This is a genomic window from Salinivibrio kushneri (assembly GCF_005280275.1).
Taxonomy (GTDB): domain Bacteria; phylum Pseudomonadota; class Gammaproteobacteria; order Enterobacterales; family Vibrionaceae; genus Salinivibrio; species Salinivibrio kushneri.
In genome coordinates, this window is sequence record NZ_CP040021.1 from 863055 (window position 1) to 882354 (window position 19300).

Annotated in this window: 17 protein-coding genes; 11 read left to right on the forward strand and 6 right to left on the reverse strand. The window is 50.5% G+C overall.

Annotated features, from left to right (window positions below; genetic code table 11):
* Positions 1-36: 36 nt before the first annotated feature.
* Entirely contained in the window at positions 37-1485 is a 1449-nt protein-coding gene (gene focA / locus FCN78_RS04205) for a formate transporter FocA (protein ID WP_069361045.1), read from the reverse strand.
* 197 nt (positions 1486-1682) lie between these two features.
* Here focA and FCN78_RS04210 point away from each other — a divergent pair, with 197 nt between their 5' ends.
* Positions 1683-2588 carry a LysR substrate-binding domain-containing protein gene (locus tag FCN78_RS04210; protein WP_046073653.1) on the forward strand — a complete coding sequence of 302 codons (906 nt, stop codon included), beginning with the start codon at positions 1683-1685 and terminating at the stop codon, positions 2586-2588.
* Positions 2589-2664: 76 nt separating this feature from the next.
* On the opposite strand, the gene pflA is transcribed toward FCN78_RS04210, so the two are convergent.
* Complete coding sequence (gene pflA, locus FCN78_RS04215; RefSeq protein WP_069361043.1) at positions 2665-3405, reverse strand: pyruvate formate lyase 1-activating protein; 741 nt, start codon at positions 3403-3405, stop codon at positions 2665-2667.
* Positions 3406-3735: 330 nt separating this feature from the next.
* On the opposite strand from pflA, the gene FCN78_RS04220 reads away from it, so the two are divergent.
* Positions 3736-5358 carry a methyl-accepting chemotaxis protein gene (locus FCN78_RS04220; protein ID WP_069361042.1) on the forward strand — a complete coding sequence of 541 codons (1623 nt, stop codon included), beginning with the start codon at positions 3736-3738 and terminating at the stop codon, positions 5356-5358.
* Between the two features lie 166 nt (positions 5359-5524).
* Here FCN78_RS04220 and pflB read toward each other — a convergent pair whose 3' ends face one another.
* Positions 5525-7801 carry a formate C-acetyltransferase gene (gene pflB, locus FCN78_RS04225; RefSeq protein ID WP_069361041.1) on the reverse strand — a complete coding sequence of 759 codons (2277 nt, stop codon included), beginning with the start codon at positions 7799-7801 and terminating at the stop codon, positions 5525-5527.
* A gap of 133 nt (positions 7802-7934) precedes the next feature.
* Entirely contained in the window at positions 7935-9446 is a 1512-nt protein-coding gene (locus FCN78_RS04230; RefSeq protein ID WP_046073649.1) for a DUF3360 family protein, read from the reverse strand.
* A gap of 427 nt (positions 9447-9873) precedes the next feature.
* Between FCN78_RS04230 and FCN78_RS04235 the strand changes: the two genes are divergently transcribed.
* The 5 genes from FCN78_RS04235 (at position 9874) to FCN78_RS04255 (ending at position 14626) form a co-directional block, all read left to right on the forward strand.
* The gene (locus tag FCN78_RS04235; protein WP_077658836.1) at positions 9874-11103 is read left to right on the forward strand and encodes a tetratricopeptide repeat protein; all 1230 of its coding nucleotides are present in this window, start codon (positions 9874-9876) and stop codon (positions 11101-11103) included.
* A 428-nt stretch (positions 11104-11531) separates the two neighbouring features.
* On the forward strand, positions 11532-12302 hold the full coding sequence (locus FCN78_RS04240) for an ABC transporter ATP-binding protein (protein WP_069361038.1): 771 nt from the start codon (positions 11532-11534) through the stop codon (positions 12300-12302).
* 84 nt (positions 12303-12386) lie between these two features.
* The gene (locus tag FCN78_RS04245; protein ID WP_046073646.1) at positions 12387-13163 is read left to right on the forward strand and encodes an ABC transporter substrate-binding protein; all 777 of its coding nucleotides are present in this window, start codon (positions 12387-12389) and stop codon (positions 13161-13163) included.
* Positions 13164-13201: 38 nt separating this feature from the next.
* Positions 13202-13942 carry an ABC transporter permease gene (locus FCN78_RS04250; protein WP_069361036.1) on the forward strand — a complete coding sequence of 247 codons (741 nt, stop codon included), beginning with the start codon at positions 13202-13204 and terminating at the stop codon, positions 13940-13942.
* 6 nt (positions 13943-13948) lie between these two features.
* Positions 13949-14626, forward strand: a complete 678-nt coding sequence (locus tag FCN78_RS04255) for an ABC transporter permease (protein ID WP_069361035.1) — start codon at positions 13949-13951, stop codon at positions 14624-14626.
* A gap of 83 nt (positions 14627-14709) precedes the next feature.
* On the opposite strand, the gene xthA is transcribed toward FCN78_RS04255, so the two are convergent.
* Together xthA and FCN78_RS04265 are read right to left on the reverse strand one after the other, a co-directional pair.
* Positions 14710-15513, reverse strand: a complete 804-nt coding sequence (gene xthA / locus FCN78_RS04260; RefSeq protein WP_077456689.1) for an exodeoxyribonuclease III — start codon at positions 15511-15513, stop codon at positions 14710-14712.
* 118 nt (positions 15514-15631) lie between these two features.
* Complete coding sequence (locus FCN78_RS04265; protein WP_077456687.1) at positions 15632-15832, reverse strand: hypothetical protein; 201 nt, start codon at positions 15830-15832, stop codon at positions 15632-15634.
* 538 nt (positions 15833-16370) lie between these two features.
* On the opposite strand from FCN78_RS04265, the gene FCN78_RS04270 reads away from it, so the two are divergent.
* The 4 genes from FCN78_RS04270 to FCN78_RS04285 all read left to right on the forward strand — a co-directional run bounded on the left by FCN78_RS04270 (position 16371) and on the right by FCN78_RS04285 (position 19298).
* A complete protein-coding gene (locus tag FCN78_RS04270) occupies positions 16371-16706 on the forward strand; it encodes a metalloregulator ArsR/SmtB family transcription factor (protein WP_077456745.1) in 336 nt (111 codons plus the stop codon).
* A 63-nt stretch (positions 16707-16769) separates the two neighbouring features.
* On the forward strand, positions 16770-17831 hold the full coding sequence (gene arsB / locus FCN78_RS04275) for an ACR3 family arsenite efflux transporter (protein ID WP_077658837.1): 1062 nt from the start codon (positions 16770-16772) through the stop codon (positions 17829-17831).
* Between the two features lie 106 nt (positions 17832-17937).
* Positions 17938-18279: a metalloregulator ArsR/SmtB family transcription factor gene (locus FCN78_RS04280; RefSeq protein WP_021024015.1), complete on the forward strand. Its 342-nt coding sequence runs from the start codon at positions 17938-17940 to the stop codon at positions 18277-18279.
* Positions 18280-18290: 11 nt separating this feature from the next.
* Entirely contained in the window at positions 18291-19298 is a 1008-nt protein-coding gene (locus FCN78_RS04285) for an ArsJ-associated glyceraldehyde-3-phosphate dehydrogenase (protein ID WP_077520221.1), read from the forward strand.
* Positions 19299-19300 lie beyond the last annotated feature (2 nt).

Sequence of the window (19300 nt, forward strand, 5' to 3'; positions counted from 1 at the left end):
CCTCAGAACTGCGCTGAGGCGTGCTTTTGCGTTTGATTAGGCGCTAACAAGTCCCTCTTTAGCATCGGCAGGGAGAATATCCATGGCGTTGCCGTATAACGGTGCCAAAGCCCGAACCACATCTGAGCGACTTATCACCCCTACCAAGCGCTCGTCTCTCATCACCGGATAAATATAAGGGCGTGATAAGGTTTGCGTTTTAGCGCGTTCTAATGCCGACTGGGTGGTAAAGCGCGTAGCAATGCCCGCATCACTGACAGGGTACAGTACTTGGTTGTCAATGCTCATATACTGCGCCAGTTCAATCACCGATTGGTCTGCCTCAACGGTTTGTACCTCAGTGCGCATTAAGTCTTCGACTTTGGTGTCCATATCGGGTTGGTAATCATTCCACCATAAATCGACGAATACATCTTGCACCGAGAAAAAGCCGACTAATTCATTTTGCTTGTCGACCACCGGTGCGCCTTGTAACTGATAGCGGTTGAGTTGCTCTAATGCATCGGCCACAAACTGGTGGCTTTGTAAGGCGCAGTGAACAGGCTTCATGTTTTTTTCAATGGTTAAGGTTTCTTGGGTCATAGTAGGTCTCTCAGAATAATTTGCAGACGGGAGCGTCAATGCAGAAATGTGTGCGGTTTTGTGTTCTCTTTCTGGATTAATAATTAGCCAGTACCCCATGCCGACAAGGCCTGCGCCGCCGACAATATTGCCGAGGGTGACAGGGATTAAATTGGCACTGATAAACTGGATCAGGTTTACGTCACTAAAGGCTGCGGGAGAGCTGCCCACCGCTTGCCAAAAGCTGTCTGGTGCGAAGGTGGCGATGCTCATGCCCAATGGCACCATGAACATATTGGCCACACTGTGTTCAAAACCGGTGCTGACAAACATGGCGACAGGCAAAATCACCATCACGGCTTTGGTCAGCGGATTTTGCGAGGTGAATGTCATCCAAATCGCCAAACAAACCAACAAGTTACAAAGCACACCAAGAGAGAATGCTTGCAGCCAGCTGTGATGCAGTTTGTGCTGAGCCACATGAAGAGCGTTGAGCCCCCACTGCCCATCATCAAGCTGGTATAAACCCGCCGCCATCACGATCAGCACCAACAAGAGCGCGCCACATAAGTTGCCGATATACACCCTTGCCCAGGTATAAAGCAGGTTGCGTGTACTGATTTTGCCGTTGGCGCGCGCGAGCATGGAGAGCACGGTACTGGTAAACAATTCCGCGCCGCCCAGTACCACAAGAATTAATCCCATGCTAAAGGCCAGCCCGCCCATCAAGCGGGTGAGTCCCCAACCGGCTGTGCTCCCCGTGGTCACCGTGAGGTAAAACACGAACGCCAACCCGATAAATAGACCAGCCATCATCGCCAACCCGACGGCCATACGAGTCGATTTGCGCGGTTTACTCTCAGCGTATTGCTCGGCTTGCACCAGCAGTGCAGCGGGGCCGTCAGTGTGGATAGGGGTTACCATCGGCTGCCTCCTCTTTTGGCAATGCGTGCCCGACCTTGAAGACAAAAAAACATACTGGTTGTACTCCTTTTTAGACTGAATGTGAATAAATCCAGCCTATTCGCCTGGTTATCAGGAGTAAAATTGATATTGCTTAGGGTAATAATCACAAAAACTGATAATCTGATGTCATCAAAGTCAGACAGTAAGGATCCTAGATGCGCTACTCACTCAAGCAGCTCGCTGTGTTTGAGGCGATTGCCGCGATGGGCAGTGTGAGCCGTGCTGCCGACCATTTAGCGTTAACGCAGTCGGCGACCAGCATGGCGCTTTCACAGCTCGAAAAGCTACTTGGTAGGCCGCTCTTTGAGCGCCAAGGCAAGCAAATGCAGCTCACCTATTGGGGAGCATGGTTGCGACCAAAAGCACGACAACTGCTGTTTGATGCGCAACAAATTGAAGCAGGATTTGATGGACAGCACATTATTAGTGGTGATATTGCCTTAATTGCCAGTCAGACCGCCGCAGAGCACCTAATCCCAGACCTTATCAGTATTATTGATAGTGATTTTCCCGAGCTGAGAATCGACTTTACGGTGAAAAATACGCAAAAGGTGATTGATAGTGTGCGCCGCTATCAACACGATTTAGGGATCATTGAAGGCCGTTGTGATGACAGCCGGTTGAAACAACAGGTGTGGTGTCATGATCATTTGGTGGTGGTGGCAGCCAAGCATCACCCTTACGCGCAGCGCGATCAAGTAAGTTTGGCGCAACTTGAGCAAGCGCAGTGGGTATTGCGAGAGCCGGGGGCCGGGACACGGCATAGTTTTGATAGTGCCATTCATGGCGTTATCGAAGATCTTGATGTGCGGCGAGAATATGAGCAGGTGCCGGTATTACGTACCTTGGTGGCCAATTCCAACTACCTCAGCTGCTTACCCTATCTTGATGTCGAGAAGTGGATAGAGCGCGAAGAGCTGGTGGCGCTGAATGTGCCGGAGCTAAATATGCGCCGGACACTGTCGTTTATCTGGCGAGCGGATGCCGCCGATAATCCCTTGCGTGATTGTATTATTCGAGAAGCCATTCGGATGACCAAAGCCCGCCGTCGAGAGATGTAAGTATCAAGGCGCGAAAAACAAGGATAAAAAAGCCGGCCACGAGGTGACCGGCTGATGGGGGCTGAGGGGCGTCAGGTTAATACATGACGTTATGACCATAACTGGCAATAATCGCTTTGACGTTATCCATCACTTCTTTTGATGGGGGCGAGACGTCTTGCAGTTCGTAATCATGGCCCAGTGCTTCCCATTTGTGTGCACCGAGCTGGTGGTAGGGAAGTAACTCGACTTTTTCGATGTTATCCATGTCTTGAATAAATTGGCCGAGACGATGGGCAGAGTCATCATCATCGGTATAACCAGGGACGACCACGTAACGAATCCAAGTTTTTTGCCCAATTTTGTGCAGGTATTTGGCAAAGTCGAGCGTTCGTCGGTTTGATACACCGACTAAATCTTCATGAACCTCATCATTGAGCTGTTTGAGATCCAGCATCACCAAGTCGGTCGCATCAAGGACTTCATCAATCACCGGGGTGTGTTTGCGAATATAGCCGTTGGTATCTAAACAGGTGTGGATCCCTTCCGCGTTAGCGGCTTGGAAAAAATCACGCACAAACTCAGGTTGCAACATGGCCTCACCGCCAGATGCGGTCACCCCGCCACCAGAGGCGGTAATAAAATGGCGATAGGCACGCACATCTTTCATTATTTCATCCACGGTGACTTCTTTGCCGCCATGCGTGTCCCATGTATCACGGTTATGACAGTATTTGCACCGCATCAAGCAGCCTTGCATAAAGACAATAAAGCGGATGCCAGGGCCATCTACGGTGCCACAGGACTCAAACGAATGGATGCGACCAATTGTCGACATAGCTGTCTCCAGACTGCGAATGGCTATGCCGTCATTTTATTACAAACCCAGTGTGAAGATAAGGGAATTCCCGGCTTTTTCGCACTTCTCGCCTTGTATTGCCCCCTCATTACACGCCCGACTCAAGCTTGATCACAGTTCCAATTTTTTATTGCCCAATGAGTGAGACGTTAACCAGATAAATTCCATACAGATTTTGTGACTTTTCCCTTTTTTGTCCAAACTGACGTGCGACACGTCGCCAAAGCGATACATGCTTATGCCAGGTTGCATGCAAGCAGGGATATGCTTGGTGTCAGGCTAGGATCAAAGCAAATGCTAGGACTTATAATGAAAAGAATCAGTGATCTGAGAGTGAAAAATAAGCTTGTTGCACTAATGCTGGTTGCCGTTGTGTTGCTGGCAGGGATCAGCGCGTACACCATCAACAAAGAGCGGGAGCAATCCTATGCTGAGCGGACGGCCTCGTTGCGCGCCAATATTGAGGTGGCGCAAAGTGTGGTGGCCTATTACCGACAGCAGGCACCACAAATTGGCGAACAAGAAGCCAAAGCACAAGCGATCGCGCAGCTTAATAAACTGCGTTACGACAGTAATAACTACTTTTGGGTGCTTAAACCTGACCTTACCATTGTGAACCACCCGCTAAAGCCTAAGCTAAACGGCACCAGTGCGGATGGGCTGACCGATGGTGAAGGGAAGCATCACTGGCGTGAGATGGTGGAAGTCAGTCAAGGTGCGCAGGGTGGTGTGCTTGATTATACCTGGCGCTCACCTGAGGGCGAGATGAAGCCGAAAATCTCCTACGTTAAAAGGGTTGATGGCTGGAATTGGATTATTGGCTCAGGCGTGCATGTCAGTGATATTGAAGCACGGGTGATACAATCTGCGTGGCAAATCGGTGGTTTAACCCTGTTATCTGGCGCTATCTTGCTGGTAGCCGGTGGGTTTGTCAGCCGCGATATTGTGATGCCATTGGATGAGCTGGTAGAAAAATTCGATCGCATTGCGGGTGGCGATCTTCGGATAGAGTGTGGCTATACCCGCCACGACGAAATAGGCAAGCTCGCTCGACGGATGGATACCGCGATGAGCAGTGTACGAGAGGCGTTGCGCGTCGCGCATGACGAAGCCAAACAATCGTCGACCATGGCGTCTTCAATAGCGTCGGCCAGTGAGGAAAGTGCACAAAGTATTCAATCTCAACGTGCGCAACTTGAGCAGTTGGCCACGGCGATGAACGAAATGACGGCCACCGTGGCCGATGTTGCCGATCACGCCGAGCAAACCGCGCAAGCCACCAATGACATTTCCTCAATGGCGGACGATGGCAACCATAAGCTAGACAGCACGGTGGCCAGTATTCGTGAGGTGGCTGAGCGTATTGCCGCGGCGGATAAACTGGTGAATCAAGTGAAACAAGGCGTGATGGAGATCAGTGATGTGGCGACGGTGATCCAGGGCATCTCTGAACAAACCAATCTCTTGGCGCTTAACGCCGCCATTGAAGCGGCCCGCGCCGGTGAGCAAGGCCGAGGCTTCGCGGTGGTCGCTGACGAAGTGCGCTCGCTTGCACAAGGCACGCAAAAATCGACCACCCAAATTCAAGGCACCATAGAATCACTGACCAACAACGCGATTGAAGCGGCAGAGGCGATGACATCAAGCCATCAATCCAGTGAAGACAGTGTCAATACGGCGCTAGAAACCCAAGAGCAATTGAAAGCCATGGTGAGTGCCTTGCATGGCTCGAATGACCGCGTGGTACAAATTGCCGCCGCGGCAGAAGAGCAGGGGACGGTGTCAGAAGAAATGAACCAAAACGTGAGCAACATTCACAACTCAGCCAACGAAATTAGCGGTGCCGCCTCGCACCTTGCTGAGCAAAGCCAACTGCTTGCTGATTCAGCCCGTGAGTTGGATAGTAAGTTGGATCGCTTTGAAGTGGTGTAACCGCTGATTATCCCTGGCGGGTGTGTTGACTCGCCGTTAGCCGAGGCCGACGCGCTGGAGGCAAGTCTGGATAAATCGGGGAAACAGAGCGATAAATAGGCCGATAAACAAAAACCGCCAGCATTGCCGGCGGTTTTTTCTTTGAGCGTTAACCCTTCTTTATCGCTTACAGTGAAGAGGTAAAGGTACGGGTAATCACGTCTTGTTGCTGCTCTTTCGTCAGCGAGTTAAAACGTACCGCATAACCTGATACGCGGATAGTCAGTTGAGGGTAGTTCTCAGGGTGATCCATCGCGTCCAGCAACATTTCACGGTTCATCACGTTAACGTTCAAGTGCTGGCCACCTTCTTGGCCGCTTTCGTGGTGGAAGTAACCATCCATCAAGCCTGCCAAGTTAGCGCGTTGTGCGTTTTCGTCTTTACCCAGTGCATTTGGCACGATAGAGAAGGTATAAGAAATACCGTCTTTGGCGTGGGCAAATGGCAGTTTACCAACAGATGTCAGTGACGCGACGGCGCCTTTTTCATCACGGCCGTGCATGGGGTTAGCACCTGGGCCAAATGGCATACCGGCTTGACGACCGTCAGGAGTGTTACCCGTTTTCTTACCGTAAACCACGTTTGAGGTGATTGTCAGGATAGATTGAGTTGGAACTGCATCACGATACGTTCTCAGTGAACGGATCTTGTTCATGAAGCGCTCGACCAAGTCACAGGCAATCGCATCAACACGCTCGTCGTTGTTACCAAATGCTGGGTATTCGCCTTCGATATCAAAGTCGATAGCAATACCGTCTTCGTCACGAACTGGCTTCACTTTGGCGTATTTAATCGCGGCTAGTGAGTCAGCCGCCACCGAGAGACCGGCGATACCGCATGCCATGGTGCGATGTACATCACGGTCGTGGAAGGCCATCAGCGCCGCTTCATAGCTGTATTTGTCGTGCATGAAGTGAATGCTGTTCAGCGCAGTCACGTATTGTTTTGCTAACCAATCCATCAGGTGATCCATGCGGTCCATGACTTTGTCATAGTCCAACACTTCATCGGTCATCGGCGCGTGCTCAGGAGCAACTTGGATTTTCAGCTTCTCGTCAATACCACCGTTGATGGTATAAAGCAGCGTTTTCGCCAAGTTGGCACGGGCACCGAAGAATTGCATCTGCTTACCAACAATCATTGGCGAGACGCAACATGCAATCGCATAGTCGTCATTATCAAAGTCAGTGCGCATCAGATCGTCGTTCTCGTACTGGATAGACGAGGTGTCGATCGAGACTTTGGCACAGAACTTTTTGAAGCCTTCCGGCAACTGCTCAGACCAAAGCACGGTGATGTTTGGCTCTGGGCTTGGTCCCATGGTGTATAGGCTGTTTAGGAAACGGAAGCTGGTACGTGAAACCAGTGGACGACCGTCAACACCCATACCGGCAACAGATTCCGTTGCCCAAATAGGGTCACCAGAGAAGAGGTCATCATACTCAGGCGTACGCAGGAAGCGCACCATACGCAGCTTCATCACGAAGTGATCGATCAGCTCTTGCGCTTGCTCTTCAGTCAGTTTACCCGCTGCGATATCGCGCTCTAGATAGATATCGAGGAAGGTAGAGGTACGGCCCAGTGACATGGCGGCACCGTTTTGGGTTTTCACTGCACCCAAGTAACCGAAGTATGTCCACTGAATGGCTTCTTGCGCGGTTTCGGCTGGGCGAGAAATGTCACAGCCGTATTTTGCGGCCATTTCTTTCAATTGACCCAGTGCGCGATGCTGCTCTGCAATTTCTTCACGCAGCTGCATGGTCATTTGCAGATCTTCGCCGTTTTCGAATTTCTCTTGCAACGAATCGAATTGGGCTTTCTTGTCTTTCATCAAGAAGTCAATACCGTACAGCGCAACGCGACGGTAGTCACCGATGATACGGCCACGGCCATACGCATCAGGCAAACCGGTCAACACGCCAGATTTACGGCACTTCAGGATTTCTGGGGTATAAATATCGAAAACACCTTGGTTATGGGTTTTACGATATTCCGTGAAGGTTTTCTTCACTTGTGGATCGAGTTCACGGCCGTAGGCGTCGCATGACCCTTGAACCATGCGGATACCACCATATGGGAGCATCGCGCGTTTGAGCGGCGCGTCAGTCTGCAGACCAACAATCTGTTCCAGATCTTTCTCGATGTAGCCGGCGTCGTGAGACGTCAGGGTAGAAACCACAGACGTATCAAAATCAACCGGTGCATGCGTCGCGTTCTCTTGCTTGATGCCTTCCATCACGCGCGCCCACAGTTTGCGAGTGGCGTCAGTTGGCTCAGAAACTAGGAATGATTCGTCGCCCTCGTAAGGGGTATAGTTTTTCTGGATGAAGTCGCGAACATCAACTTCTTTGCTCCAGTTACCTTCAACAAATCCTTCCCATGCATTGGAAACGTGCTCAGACATGTTGCACCTACCTGTACTCTTTTCAAAAAGATATGTATTGGGACCAGGTTCAGTCATCGTATTTGTCAGTATGGCTGACGCCTGCGACCCATCGATTTATCCGGATACCCCGCCCGAAAGCGGGGCAATGTTATTACAACAAAGATGGAATGCCGGGAATCATTCCGACTGCCAACATGGCAGCAATACAAATGATCACTGTGGCGGTTGGAATCACCAGACGGTCAACGGTAGAGAGCGTTGTCGGGCGCTCTTTATCACCGATAAGGCCGTTGTTGTCCAAGAGCATAGTGACTGCCCAACCAAAGACTGGATTAACAGCCATGGAGGCGAAAATACAAATACCCGCTGCTTGGCTCGACTTAGCGTCTTTCACCATCTGCATGCCTGCTTCAAGCAAGGGCAAGAAAACACCTGACAGTAGCGCGATGGTCATCACGGGTGGCCAAGTGGCGACATCCATTGGATAGCCAATCAAGGCAACGGCAATACATAACAGGCCCAATACAATGGCACCGCCAGGGATGGGTCGACGCGCAATCGCCGCTGGAATCATGTAGGTTCCCCACGATGAGGTGATATTACCGCCACCCACTGAGGCCCCGACCATTTGACGAATAGAACAACCTGTCATGGTGTCATCCACGTCCATCAATACTTTTTCGGCTTTCTTAGGATAATTTAGTTCCTGGAATATACGGTGACCAAGAAAGTCCGGTGACCACATCGCCACGGCCAGCAGTGCAAACGGCAAAGAAGCAAGAAAGTGCGACAGGTTTGGAAGGCCGAGTTGCCAGCCTTGCTCGGTTGAGCCCCACCAGTACACCGGATTAAGGTTAGGTACACCCGGTTGAGTGACAAATTCTAGTGACGAGCCCGCACCCAGCGCGGTAGCAATTAATCCACCGGTGACCGCACAGACGGGAATCGCGAGCCAGCGTTTACCGATGCGCGCCAAGAAGGCATAGATCACAATCGACACGGCGAGAATCAAAATGGAGATATAGCCCATATCAATGGCCGCGCCCCATGCGAGCAGGCTCTCAATTTGGCCTTTGGCACCCCCAAAGCCCAAGAATATCAGCAAACCACCAGCCACCCCCTGGCTCGTTAAGTTCACTAATTTAGAGCCGCCTTTGAGATAACTGAGTATCAGGCCAAAGGCACCGATTAGAATCCCCAATGCCAATGGGTGCGCCCCTGCTAACGCGATGGTACCAACCAGTGGGATCATCGGTCCGTGGTTGCCCGCTAAGTTGGCGCGTGGGTTAATAAACCCGCACAACAGGACACAGAACAGAAGCGCTGGGATAAGCATTTCTACCCGCGCCACTTCGACGGCAAACGCTTTCCCTAGGGTGATGTGATCCCACGCGGCGGTTAAGCCATCCGCCCAAGACATCATCACGGCGGAGTACATGGCGATAATGCCGATAGTACCCGCTAGAGCAGGAACAAGGTCTTCGATTTCAAAACGGAAGTCACGGCCAGGCAGGTTCAAACCCCAACGGCGCGGACGCATAATTTGTAGTTCGTGATTCAGGTAGTCAGCGCGGGAGGCAAATGAAGAAGCCGGCTTGTGCTTCTTTTGATATTCGCTCTTTTCTTCGTGACTCACACTGCGGTCTTGAGCATGTGTTGCCATAATTTCCTCGTCGTACAGAAAGCAAACGCTTTCGAAACAGTGGCTTAGCCAGTCTTTATGTGTTTTTAACGCTGGCCTTATGGCCGTGTTCTGTTTCGTTATCAGCATGCTAACAACAGGGTGAGCGTAGAATGTTGACTTGGATCATTACCGTGTAATTTTTTTACGTGCTACGCCCACTTATGCCAAGGTTTTTACCGCTTTATTGGCCTTCTTTTGCCATCAAATCAGTCTTTGTGTAATTTAGTTACTAATCGAGGCGCCAAATATGTGCTACAAAACAGCAAGATAAACGCGCCCGGTGTAAAGCGGGCGTGGTGGCATCTTGAATCTGGGTCAATAAATAAAGACAGTCCCTGCGTGCTCGCTGTAGTGAATAAAAAAGATAGGTTATAGTCGATATATTGTCCTCTAAAAATGGATCCTTATGGTGCGCCGATTGTTCCGCCTTGTTGTTTGTCCTCGCATGCTGATGCCAACGTGGCGTCGTTTGAGCTTGGGCGCGTTATTGCTTTGCCCTGTCATGGTCGTGCAGGCGGCGGGGGTAGACACGGTGAGCGCCGCCATTCAAAACGGCGATTATCAAGATGCGCTTACCCAGGCGGACACCTTGCTGACCCCATCGGAGCAGCAGGCGTTAGTACCCTCTGAGCGTGCAGAGTTGCAACGTTTGCAAGCCATTGCCCACCTTTACCTTGATCAGCGTGCAGAAGCGTATCGCGCGTATCGTCAGGCGTTGACACTGAACGGACTGAGTAAAGCGAGTGAAGCGGATGCGTTGACGGCGGTGATTAGCTTGGCGTTTCGGGTCGAGCAATATGAAGAAGTATTGAACTATGCTCGCCAACTTCGTGATAAGCATACACTGCAGCCAACCTCTGCCCGTTTCGCGATGCAGGCTGCTTATGCGCTATCGCGTTTCGATGTGGCGATTGAGTATGCGCGCCAGCTGCAAAAACTCGGTGCGGAGGATGCCTTTATTCTGCAAACCAAAGGGCTTAGCGAGATGGCGCTATCACGCTTTAAGGCGGCAGCAGCGACATTCGATAAGTTGGTCAATCAACCCGATGTGGCCCCTCGTTGGTTAGAGCAGGCCGCACGCGCCCACGCCAAAGCGGGCTCGCACCAAACGGCACGTCAGTACTTAGCGCGCGCCCATGCCGATATTTCCCTTTATCGTACGCTATCGGCCTCGTTGCTAGAGCAAGATGCATCACAGCAGGCGTTGCGGTATTGGCAACAGGGATTACAGCAATTGACCCGGCTGCCCACGCGTGAAGAGCAGTTATTTCTGGTGCAGTGTTTGATTAAAACAGGCCAGCGCGTGGCAGCGCTAAACCGGATCAGTGAAGTAAATTTGAGCGAGCCAGATAAGCAAACGCTCAAACTACAGGTGATGCTTGCGTATCAGCTTAATCACTGGCAGGAAGTGATTGATACCGCGCAAGTGGCGCTCTCTTATGGTCTAAAAGATGATCGTATGCTTTGGCAGTGGTTATCCATCAGTGCGATTAAAGCCGGGGACTATGCGCTGGCAGACTATGCGTTAGAACAGTGGGAGGCGCGTGATCCCACCGGCCTTGCCGAGCGCTGGCGTGATACCTTAGAGCTGCTTAAAGCGAAGCGAGCGAAACGTCGCGACGCGCGTCTGTCATAAGGAGGTTGCCTACGTTAAAGGCGGCACTGTCTTTTTTAGTAGACGTTTAACTATGGTGTTCACAGTTTTGTTACGCACCGTGGATCGTATTGAAATGAAATAAATTGCACGTCTCTCCCCTCTAATGCCAATTTTTATCAGCTTTCTCGATAAAAAGAACCCGCTTTCTTCAAGTTAACTTCTATACTTACCTCGGTTAAAGCCGCTTTATCGCGGTTAATGGCTGACACAGCAATTGTTGGTTTTTTCAGCAGTAAATTTTACAATTGACTTTTTATGCAGTAATAGTGACTATAATGAATGCGCTTTAAAGGTTAACAAAATGTTGCTCATTGGATTGAGGGGTGATATTTTCGATCCATACTCAGTGCATTTGGTGCGCTTTAACCACAAACACAATAGATTTCACGGATGACAGGAGTTAGCGCATGACGGATGCTGTGGCGCTACAGGTAAAATCACTTAAAAAAAGCTTTGGGCAGCATCAAGTGCTCAAAGGTATTTCCCTCGACGCCCACCGCGGCGACGTGATTTCCATTATCGGCTCTTCCGGCTCTGGCAAGAGCACCTTTCTTCGCTGTATCAATTTGCTGGAAACCCCCACGGGCGGTGAAATTTGGGTCAATGGTGAGTTGATCAAAATGAAAAACAACCGTGCCGGTGAACCCGTTCCCGTCAGTGACAAGCAAGTGCAACGCATTCGTTCGCGTCTGGCGATGGTGTTTCAAGGGTTCAATCTTTGGTCGCATATGACGGTGCTGCAAAATGTTATCGAAGCACCCGTGCATGTGCTAGGCGTGCCCAAGGCACAAGCGATTGAAGAAGCAGAAGCGTTATTACACCGCGTTGGGCTTTATGAGCGCCGCGACTACTACCCAGGCCATTTATCCGGGGGCCAGCAACAACGTGCAGCGATTGCGCGCGCACTCGCGGTAGAGCCAGAAGTCTTGCTGTTTGATGAGCCAACCTCCGCGCTGGATCCTGAATTAGTAGGAGAAGTGCTGGGGGTGATGCGTTCACTGGCTGAGGAAGGGCGCACCATGCTGGTGGTGACCCATGAAATGAGCTTTGCGCGCGATGTTTCTAACCATGTGATGTTTTTGCACCAAGGATTAGTGGAAGAGCAAGGCAACCCCAAAGAGTTGTTTGATTCGCCAGAATCAGAGCGTTTGCAGCAGTTTATCTCATCGATTTATTAATCTATTTAGTAAAAATATCAATAGCATAACCATGCAATAGGGCAATGCCCTGACAACATCGTAAAAACGACAGGAGACAGGAAGATGAAAAAATGGCTAGTTGCCGCCGCTGTAATGGCCGCGGTTGGGTCAACCTCCGTAGCAGCCAAGGATTGGAAGGTCGTACGTTTTGGTATCGAAGGGGCGTATCCTCCATTTAGTTGGACCACTAACGAAGGCGAGCTGAAAGGCTTTGATGTCGATATGGCCAATGCACTCTGCGAAGAGATGCAGGCAAAGTGTAAGATTGTGGCGCAGGATTGGGATGGCATTATTCCATCGCTGCTGGCACGTAAATACGATGCCATTATCGCTGCGATGTCGATTACCGAAGAGCGGAAGCGAAAAGTTGACTTCACCAACAAATACGCGCTGATCCCTAATAAATTTGTGGCCGAAAAAGGCACGGATCTGACCTTTACCAAAGAGGGCTTAGAGGGCGTTAAAATTGGTGTACAACGTGCGACGACGCACGATAAATACCTGACTGATAACTATGGTGACTCGGTGGATATCGTTCGTTACGGCACCTTTGACGAAGCCTATCTGGACCTAAAAGCAGGCCGTATTGAGTCAATCCTTGGCGATGCGTCGGCACTCCAACAAGGGCTGCTCGACAAAGAGGGGGGTGACGAGTTTGCATTCATTGGCCCGTCACTCACTGACCCTGAGTGGTTTGGTGAAGGCTTTGGGATTGCGACACGTAAGCAAGACAAAGAACTGACCAAGAAGCTCAACCAAGCGATCGATTCGTTGCGTGAAAAAGGCGTGTATGACGAGATTGCTGCCAAGTACTTTGACTACGACGTTTACGGCGAGTAATAGGCAGGCGGGCAGCATGAAAGTGCTGCCCGATTCATATGATTGATTTGAAAGGTTACGAGTGGTCCCTGCTCGAAGGCGCATGGGTGACCCTTCAGGTTGCGCTGCTCTCGTTAGGTCTTGCCATGCTACTGGGTATGCTGGGTGCACTGGCGAAACTCTCCAAATTTGGCTGGCTGCGTGGGATAGCGACCGTCTATACCACAGTGATACGCGGGATCCCTGATCTGGTGCTGATGATGCTGATTTTTTACGGCGGGCAAATGCTGCTAAATAACAGTTTGTATGGCATCAATGAGTGGCTTAACGAATACATGGCCGGTCAAGATCCCAATCACGACTGGACATCTTATTTACCCGATTACATCGATGTGAGCCCATTTATTGCCGGGATCCTAACCATCGGGTTTATCTTTGGTGCTTACATGGCGGAAACCTTCCGTGGCGCGATTATGGCGGTGGATTCAGGAGAGATGGAAGCCGCACGTGCCTATGGCATGAGCAGTAGTTTGGCATTCCGCCGTATTCTGCTGCCGCAGATGATCCGACATGCGCTGCCAGGCTTTGGTAACAATTGGTTGGTTCTGCTCAAAACCACCGCGCTGGTATCAATCATTGGCCTTGATGACATGGTGCGAAAAGGGGCGCTGGCGGCCGGCTCAACCCAGATGCCCTTTACGTTTTACTTTACCGTTGCCCTGATTTTCTTGCTCTTTACCAGCATCTCGACCACGGGACTGCGCTGGATGGAGCGCCGTTTTAGCATTCACACGCGGTAGGTGACCATGGATTTTTCTCTTGTACTCGAAACCTGGCCGATATACTTAGACGGCCTTTGGACCACCGTGTGGTTGGTGGCTTCTGCGTTGGTGATTGGCTTAGTGGTGGCGGTGCCGGTGGCGGTGGCGCGTAATGCGCAATTTCCTTTATGGCGCTATCCCGCATGGGCGTTTATTTACTTTTTCCGTGGCACGCCGCTGTTGATTCAACTGTATTTGATTTACTACGGCTTAAGTCAGGTAGTGAATGTTGAAGATACCTTGTGGCAACATGCTTGGTTCTGCGCCTTGGTAGCCTTTGTGCTCAACACAGCCGCTTATACCGCTGAAATCATCCGTGGCGCCATCAATGGCCTTCCTAAAGGGGAAGTCGAGGCGGCGATTGCTTATGGCATGAGCCCCTACAAAGCTTTTTCGCGCATTGTGTTGCCGAGCGCGATGCGACGTGCGTTGCCCGCGTACAGTAACGAAGTGGTGTTTATGCTCCACGGCTCAGCGGTGGCAGGGATTATCACCATTGTCGATTTAACCGGTGCGGCTCGGATTGTGAACTCGCGATATTATGCGCCGTTCGAGTCGTTTTTGACTGCGGGTGTGTTCTATATGGCGCTGACATTTAGCATCCTTTGGATGTTCCGCTTAGCGGAGCGCCGCTTTCTGCGCCATTTAAAGCCGCTGAGCTAATTAGCTTAATCTCAAATAAGAAACGCCGCAGTGATCCCTGATCATCTGCGGCGTTTTTTTATCCAAAGTGCGTGCCTTGGGGCTTACTTAAAGGTCGCCCAAATCGGTGCGTGATCTGATGGCTTTTCAATCCCACGCAGTTCGTAGTCAATCCCCGCTTCAATACAGCGGCTGGCCAGATCTTGGGTGGCTAACACCACATCAATACGCAGGCCGCGATTATCGTCAAAGCCGCGAGAGCGGTAGTCAAACCACGAGAACTGATCGTTCACGCTAGGATGCAGGGCACGGAAGGTGTCAACAAACCCCCAATCCATCAGAGTGCTCAGCCACTCACGCTCTTCGGGCAAGAATGAGCACTTGCCGGTGCGTAGCCAGCGTTTAGCATTTTGCTCGCCAATGCCGATGTCATCGTCTTGCGGGCTGATATTGATATCGCCCATTACCACCAGCTGCTCACTCGGGTCACGGCCAGCTAAATAGGTCATGAGGTCTTGATAAAACTTCCGCTTGGCGGGGAATTTAGTTTCGTGGCTGCGGTTTTCCCCTTGTGGGAAGTAACCATTGAGCACAGTGATCGGCTTGCCGTGTTCGTCTTCAAAGGTCGCCATGATCATCCGGCGTTGAGCGTCTTCGTCATCAGTGGCAAAGCCTTTTTGTACGCTGATGGGGGACTTCTTACACAGCATTGCCACGCCATAATGGGCTTTTTGGCCATGAAAGTGCACTTCATAACCCATGGCTTCGACGTCAGCAAGGGGGAAGGCGTCGTCATGAACTTTGGTTTCTTGTAACCCGATCACGTCAGGTTGATGCTTTTCAATCAAGGCTTGCAATTGATGCAAACGAGCACGAATACCATTGATATTGAATGAAATGATTTTCACGTGTGAGGCTGCCTTTGTTGTCTTGTTAATAGCAAGACACTTTACCAGCTTCGTTCAATGAACGGAAAGGCGGCCTCTATTTCTACCGGTTATGGAAACGCGCGATATGGTCTAAGCGTTAGTGCGCGAGAGCAAACTCACCCAAGCATTCGCCTTGGCTAAAAATAGTGCCAAGCTCGGTGCTGGGATCAAACTGTAGCGTCGGTTGGGATAATGTTGGTAGGCGATGTAGCAAGTGCTTGAGGATAATATCCCCATTAAATTGATGGATCGCGACCTGCCAATTGGCAAGGTTAGGGAGTGAAAAGTTAACTATCAATGGCGTTCCTTACTGTTTTGTTTGTGTTGTTAGCGGTTTTCGTTTGTGTTTGCGTACGGCGTAAATGATACCAGTGACGCAGTCTGCCGTTAGTCGCGGCCATATTTTATCTCCATGAGTTAAATGATTATTGCTCTGCCCCCTCAGTGGTTATCCATCATGAGCCGCGCAAATGCGCCGGTCCCTTTGGAATGAGCGATCACCATCAATACAGTGATACCCACCAATGAGTGATAGCAAAAGGGTTGTTAACGGGTTATCAATCTAGGAAAAAAGCGAAAGTGGATTACTGCAGAGAGTCTATGCGGGAAATAGCGTGGTCTGTCTCGACTTTGACTTGATGTCTTTTGATGCTCCGTATCTAGAGCTTTAGCCACACTACAGCATTTTATGCGGATGTAAAGGGCTTTTTAGACCGCAACGAGATAGCGATAGTGCTGTGTTTGTCATTCTAGCCACTATTCTACTTGCTGTGTGATTTGACATATGGTTTTTCATATATATGATTTATCGTATATATTGAAAAGAGAAAATGCAGATGTGTCAAACGCTTAGTTTTTACAAGGCTTTATCCGAGCCCACTCGGCTGACCTCTCTATTGTTGCTCTCACAGCATGGTGAGTTATGTGTATGTGATCTGATGGAGGCGTTAGCCCTAAGCCAACCAAAGATTTCTCGGCATTTGGCGGAGCTACGTAAGCACCAATTGGTTGTCGGAGAGCGTCGAGGAAAGTGGGTCTATTATCAGCTTCATCCTGCATTACCTGAGTGGATGCGCGGTGTTTTGCACACTACCGCTATCAACAATCCTTCACTTCTCTCGCCTTTCACGCCACTGATGCAGGGAAAGACGGCTTGTGAGGATAATCAATAGTTAACCTATCGCATCATGATGGTGCTTATTATTCAACGTCAGTAATCACCAAGGATTTGTATTATGTCTCAATCTGAAACCTGTGCGCCGTCGGCCGCCCAAAAGATGGGATGGCTTGATCGGTATTTAACAGTATGGATTTTCCTCGCTATGGCCATAGGGGTCAGTATAGGGTGGGTCTATCCAGAAGTGGCGACCCTCAGTGAGCGCTTATCGGTCGGCAGCACCAATGTACCGCTGGCGATTGGCTTGATTTTAATGATGTATCCGCCACTGGCAAAAGTGAATTATCGCTTACTGGGCTCGGTCACGCGCGATAAAAAAGCCATCACGCTGTCGCTGATCATGAACTGGATCGTGGGTCCCATTCTCATGTTCGCGCTGGCGGTGCTGTTTTTACGTGATGAGCCAGGCTACATGGCGGGAGTGATATTGATTGGTCTTGCCCGTTGTATCGCCATGGTCTTGGTGTGGAACGATATCAGTGGCGGTAACAAAGAGTATGGCGCAGCCCTAGTGGCACTGAATAGTTTATTTCAGATCCTGACCTACAGTGTGATGGCATGGCTATTTATCACCGTTTTACCCCCCATGCTGGGTCTACAAAGTTTTGTGGTGGATGTGACCATGGGGGACATCGCGCAAAGTGTGCTGATTTACTTGGGTATCCCTTTTGTAGCGGGTTATTTATCACGCACCGTGCTGGTCGCTAAAAAGGGTGAGCAATGGTACGAAGATGTCTTTTTGCCACGTATCTCACCGATGACGTTAATCGCTTTGTTGGCGACCATTGTGTTGATGTTTAGCCTAAAAGGGGAAGCGATTGTTGCGTTGCCGCTTGATGTGTTGCGTATCGCTGTGCCGCTGGTGACCTACTTTGTGCTGATGTTCTTTATTAGCTCCTTTGTGGGCAAAAAACTGGGGATCCCGTATGACCGCAACGCGTCAATTGCGTTTACTTCATCCGGCAATAACTTTGAATTGGCGATTGCGGTGGCGATTGCGGTGTTTGGCATTCACTCTGATCAAGCCTTTGCAGGAGTGATTGGGCCGCTGGTGGAAGTGCCGGTGTTGATTGCCTTGGTGAATGTCGCGTTAAGGATGAAGCGGCGTTATACGATTTAATATGAAGCTTTTATGAATTCCGCCCTGTCCCAGTTGCATGCATGCTTGGGTTTATTAATATACGCATATCCATATATGCATTTAGTAAAGCGTTATGAGAGAGCCTATGTTGCCTCACCAGTTTTTCAAATTGTTGGCCGATGAAACGCGCGTGCGATGTTTGTTGCTCATTGCTCGTGAAGGGCAGTTATGCGTGTGCGAACTTACTGAAGCGCTAGATACCTCGCAGCCGAAGATCTCACGCCATTTGGCGCAACTGCGGGCCAGTGGTGTGTTGGTTGATACGCGCCAAGGGCAATGGGTGTTTTATCGCTTAGCCGCTGATTTACCCGGCTGGATGCGCAAACAAATTCAGGGGTTAGTTGATTCCAACTGCCTAAAAGACACTTATCAAGAAGATATTACGCGGCTTGCCAAGATGGCGTCTCGCCCTACCTGCTGCGTGTAAAGGAGAGAGCAATGACAATTAAAGTCGGGATTAATGGGTTTGGCCGTATCGGTCGTTTGGCATTACGGGCAGCATTTGATTGGCCAGAGCTCGAGTTTGTGCATATTAACGATGTGGCGGGAGATACCGAAACGCTGGCGCATCTGCTGGAGTTTGATTCGGTGCAAGGGCGCTGGCACCACGCGGTGAGTGCAGAAGGCAACCGCGTGCAGATTAACGGCCAAACACTGACGACAAGCCAAGAAAAAGCGATTGATGCCGTCGATTGGTCAGGCTGCGATGTGGTGATTGAGGCAACGGGAAAACACCGTGACGCAGATTTGCTGCAACAATACTTGGACCAAGGCGTAAAGCGCGTGGTGGTCTCTGCACCGGTCAAAGATGAGCGTGTGGCGAATATCGTAGTGGGCGTCAATGACGCGATTTTTGATCCCAGCAAACATCGAATTGTTACTGCGGCGTCGTGTACCACGAACTGCCTGGCACCGATTGTGAAAGTGATTCATGAAAAGCTGGGCATTGCGCAGTCGACCTTCACCACTATTCATGATTTAACCAATACCCAAACGATTTTAGACGCGCCGCATAAAGACTTACGTCGCGCCCGTGCGTGTGGCATGAGCTTGATCCCGACCACCACAGGTTCGGCGACCGCTATCGTAGAAATTTTCCCGGATCTAAAAGGCAAGATTAATGGCCATGCGGTGCGTGTCCCCCTTGCCAATGCGTCGTTGACGGATGTGATCTTTGATGTGGAAACCGATACCACCGCCGAAGAGGTGAATGCACTGTTGCAAGAGGCTGCCGACGGCGAGCTTAAAGGCATTCTTGGCTTTGAGGCGCGTCCTTTAGTCTCGATTGATTACCGTGGCGATCAGCGCTCTACTATTGTCGATGGTTTATCCACCATGGTAGTGGGCAAGCGTATGGTCAAAATCTATGCGTGGTATGACAACGAAATGGGTTATGCCACGCGTACCGCTGAGTTAGTGCGCAACGTCGGTCTTGTCGATCAGTAAGT

Excerpts from the sequence above, each read along its gene's own strand:
- FCN78_RS04230 (WP_046073649.1), bottom strand. The coding sequence starts at position 9,446 with ATGGCAACACATGCTCAAGACCGCAGTGTGAGTCACGAAGAAAAGAGC.
- FCN78_RS04250 (WP_069361036.1), top strand. The coding sequence starts at position 13,202 with ATGATTGATTTGAAAGGTTACGAGTGGTCCCTGCTCGAAGGCGCATGG.
- pflA (WP_069361043.1), bottom strand. The coding sequence starts at position 3,405 with ATGTCGACAATTGGTCGCATCCATTCGTTTGAGTCCTGTGGCACCGTA.
- FCN78_RS04210 (WP_046073653.1), top strand. The coding sequence starts at position 1,683 with ATGCGCTACTCACTCAAGCAGCTCGCTGTGTTTGAGGCGATTGCCGCG.
- FCN78_RS04240 (WP_069361038.1), top strand. The coding sequence starts at position 11,532 with ATGACGGATGCTGTGGCGCTACAGGTAAAATCACTTAAAAAAAGCTTT.
- pflB (WP_069361041.1), bottom strand. The coding sequence starts at position 7,801 with ATGTCTGAGCACGTTTCCAATGCATGGGAAGGATTTGTTGAAGGTAAC.
- FCN78_RS04245 (WP_046073646.1), top strand. The coding sequence starts at position 12,387 with ATGAAAAAATGGCTAGTTGCCGCCGCTGTAATGGCCGCGGTTGGGTCA.
- FCN78_RS04285 (WP_077520221.1), top strand. The coding sequence starts at position 18,291 with ATGACAATTAAAGTCGGGATTAATGGGTTTGGCCGTATCGGTCGTTTG.
- FCN78_RS04220 (WP_069361042.1), top strand. The coding sequence starts at position 3,736 with ATGAAAAGAATCAGTGATCTGAGAGTGAAAAATAAGCTTGTTGCACTA.
- FCN78_RS04280 (WP_021024015.1), top strand. The coding sequence starts at position 17,938 with ATGTTGCCTCACCAGTTTTTCAAATTGTTGGCCGATGAAACGCGCGTG.
- arsB (WP_077658837.1), top strand. The coding sequence starts at position 16,770 with ATGTCTCAATCTGAAACCTGTGCGCCGTCGGCCGCCCAAAAGATGGGA.
- FCN78_RS04270 (WP_077456745.1), top strand. The coding sequence starts at position 16,371 with ATGTGTCAAACGCTTAGTTTTTACAAGGCTTTATCCGAGCCCACTCGG.
- focA (WP_069361045.1), bottom strand. The coding sequence starts at position 1,485 with ATGGTAACCCCTATCCACACTGACGGCCCCGCTGCACTGCTGGTGCAA.
- FCN78_RS04255 (WP_069361035.1), top strand. The coding sequence starts at position 13,949 with ATGGATTTTTCTCTTGTACTCGAAACCTGGCCGATATACTTAGACGGC.
- FCN78_RS04235 (WP_077658836.1), top strand. The coding sequence starts at position 9,874 with ATGGTGCGCCGATTGTTCCGCCTTGTTGTTTGTCCTCGCATGCTGATG.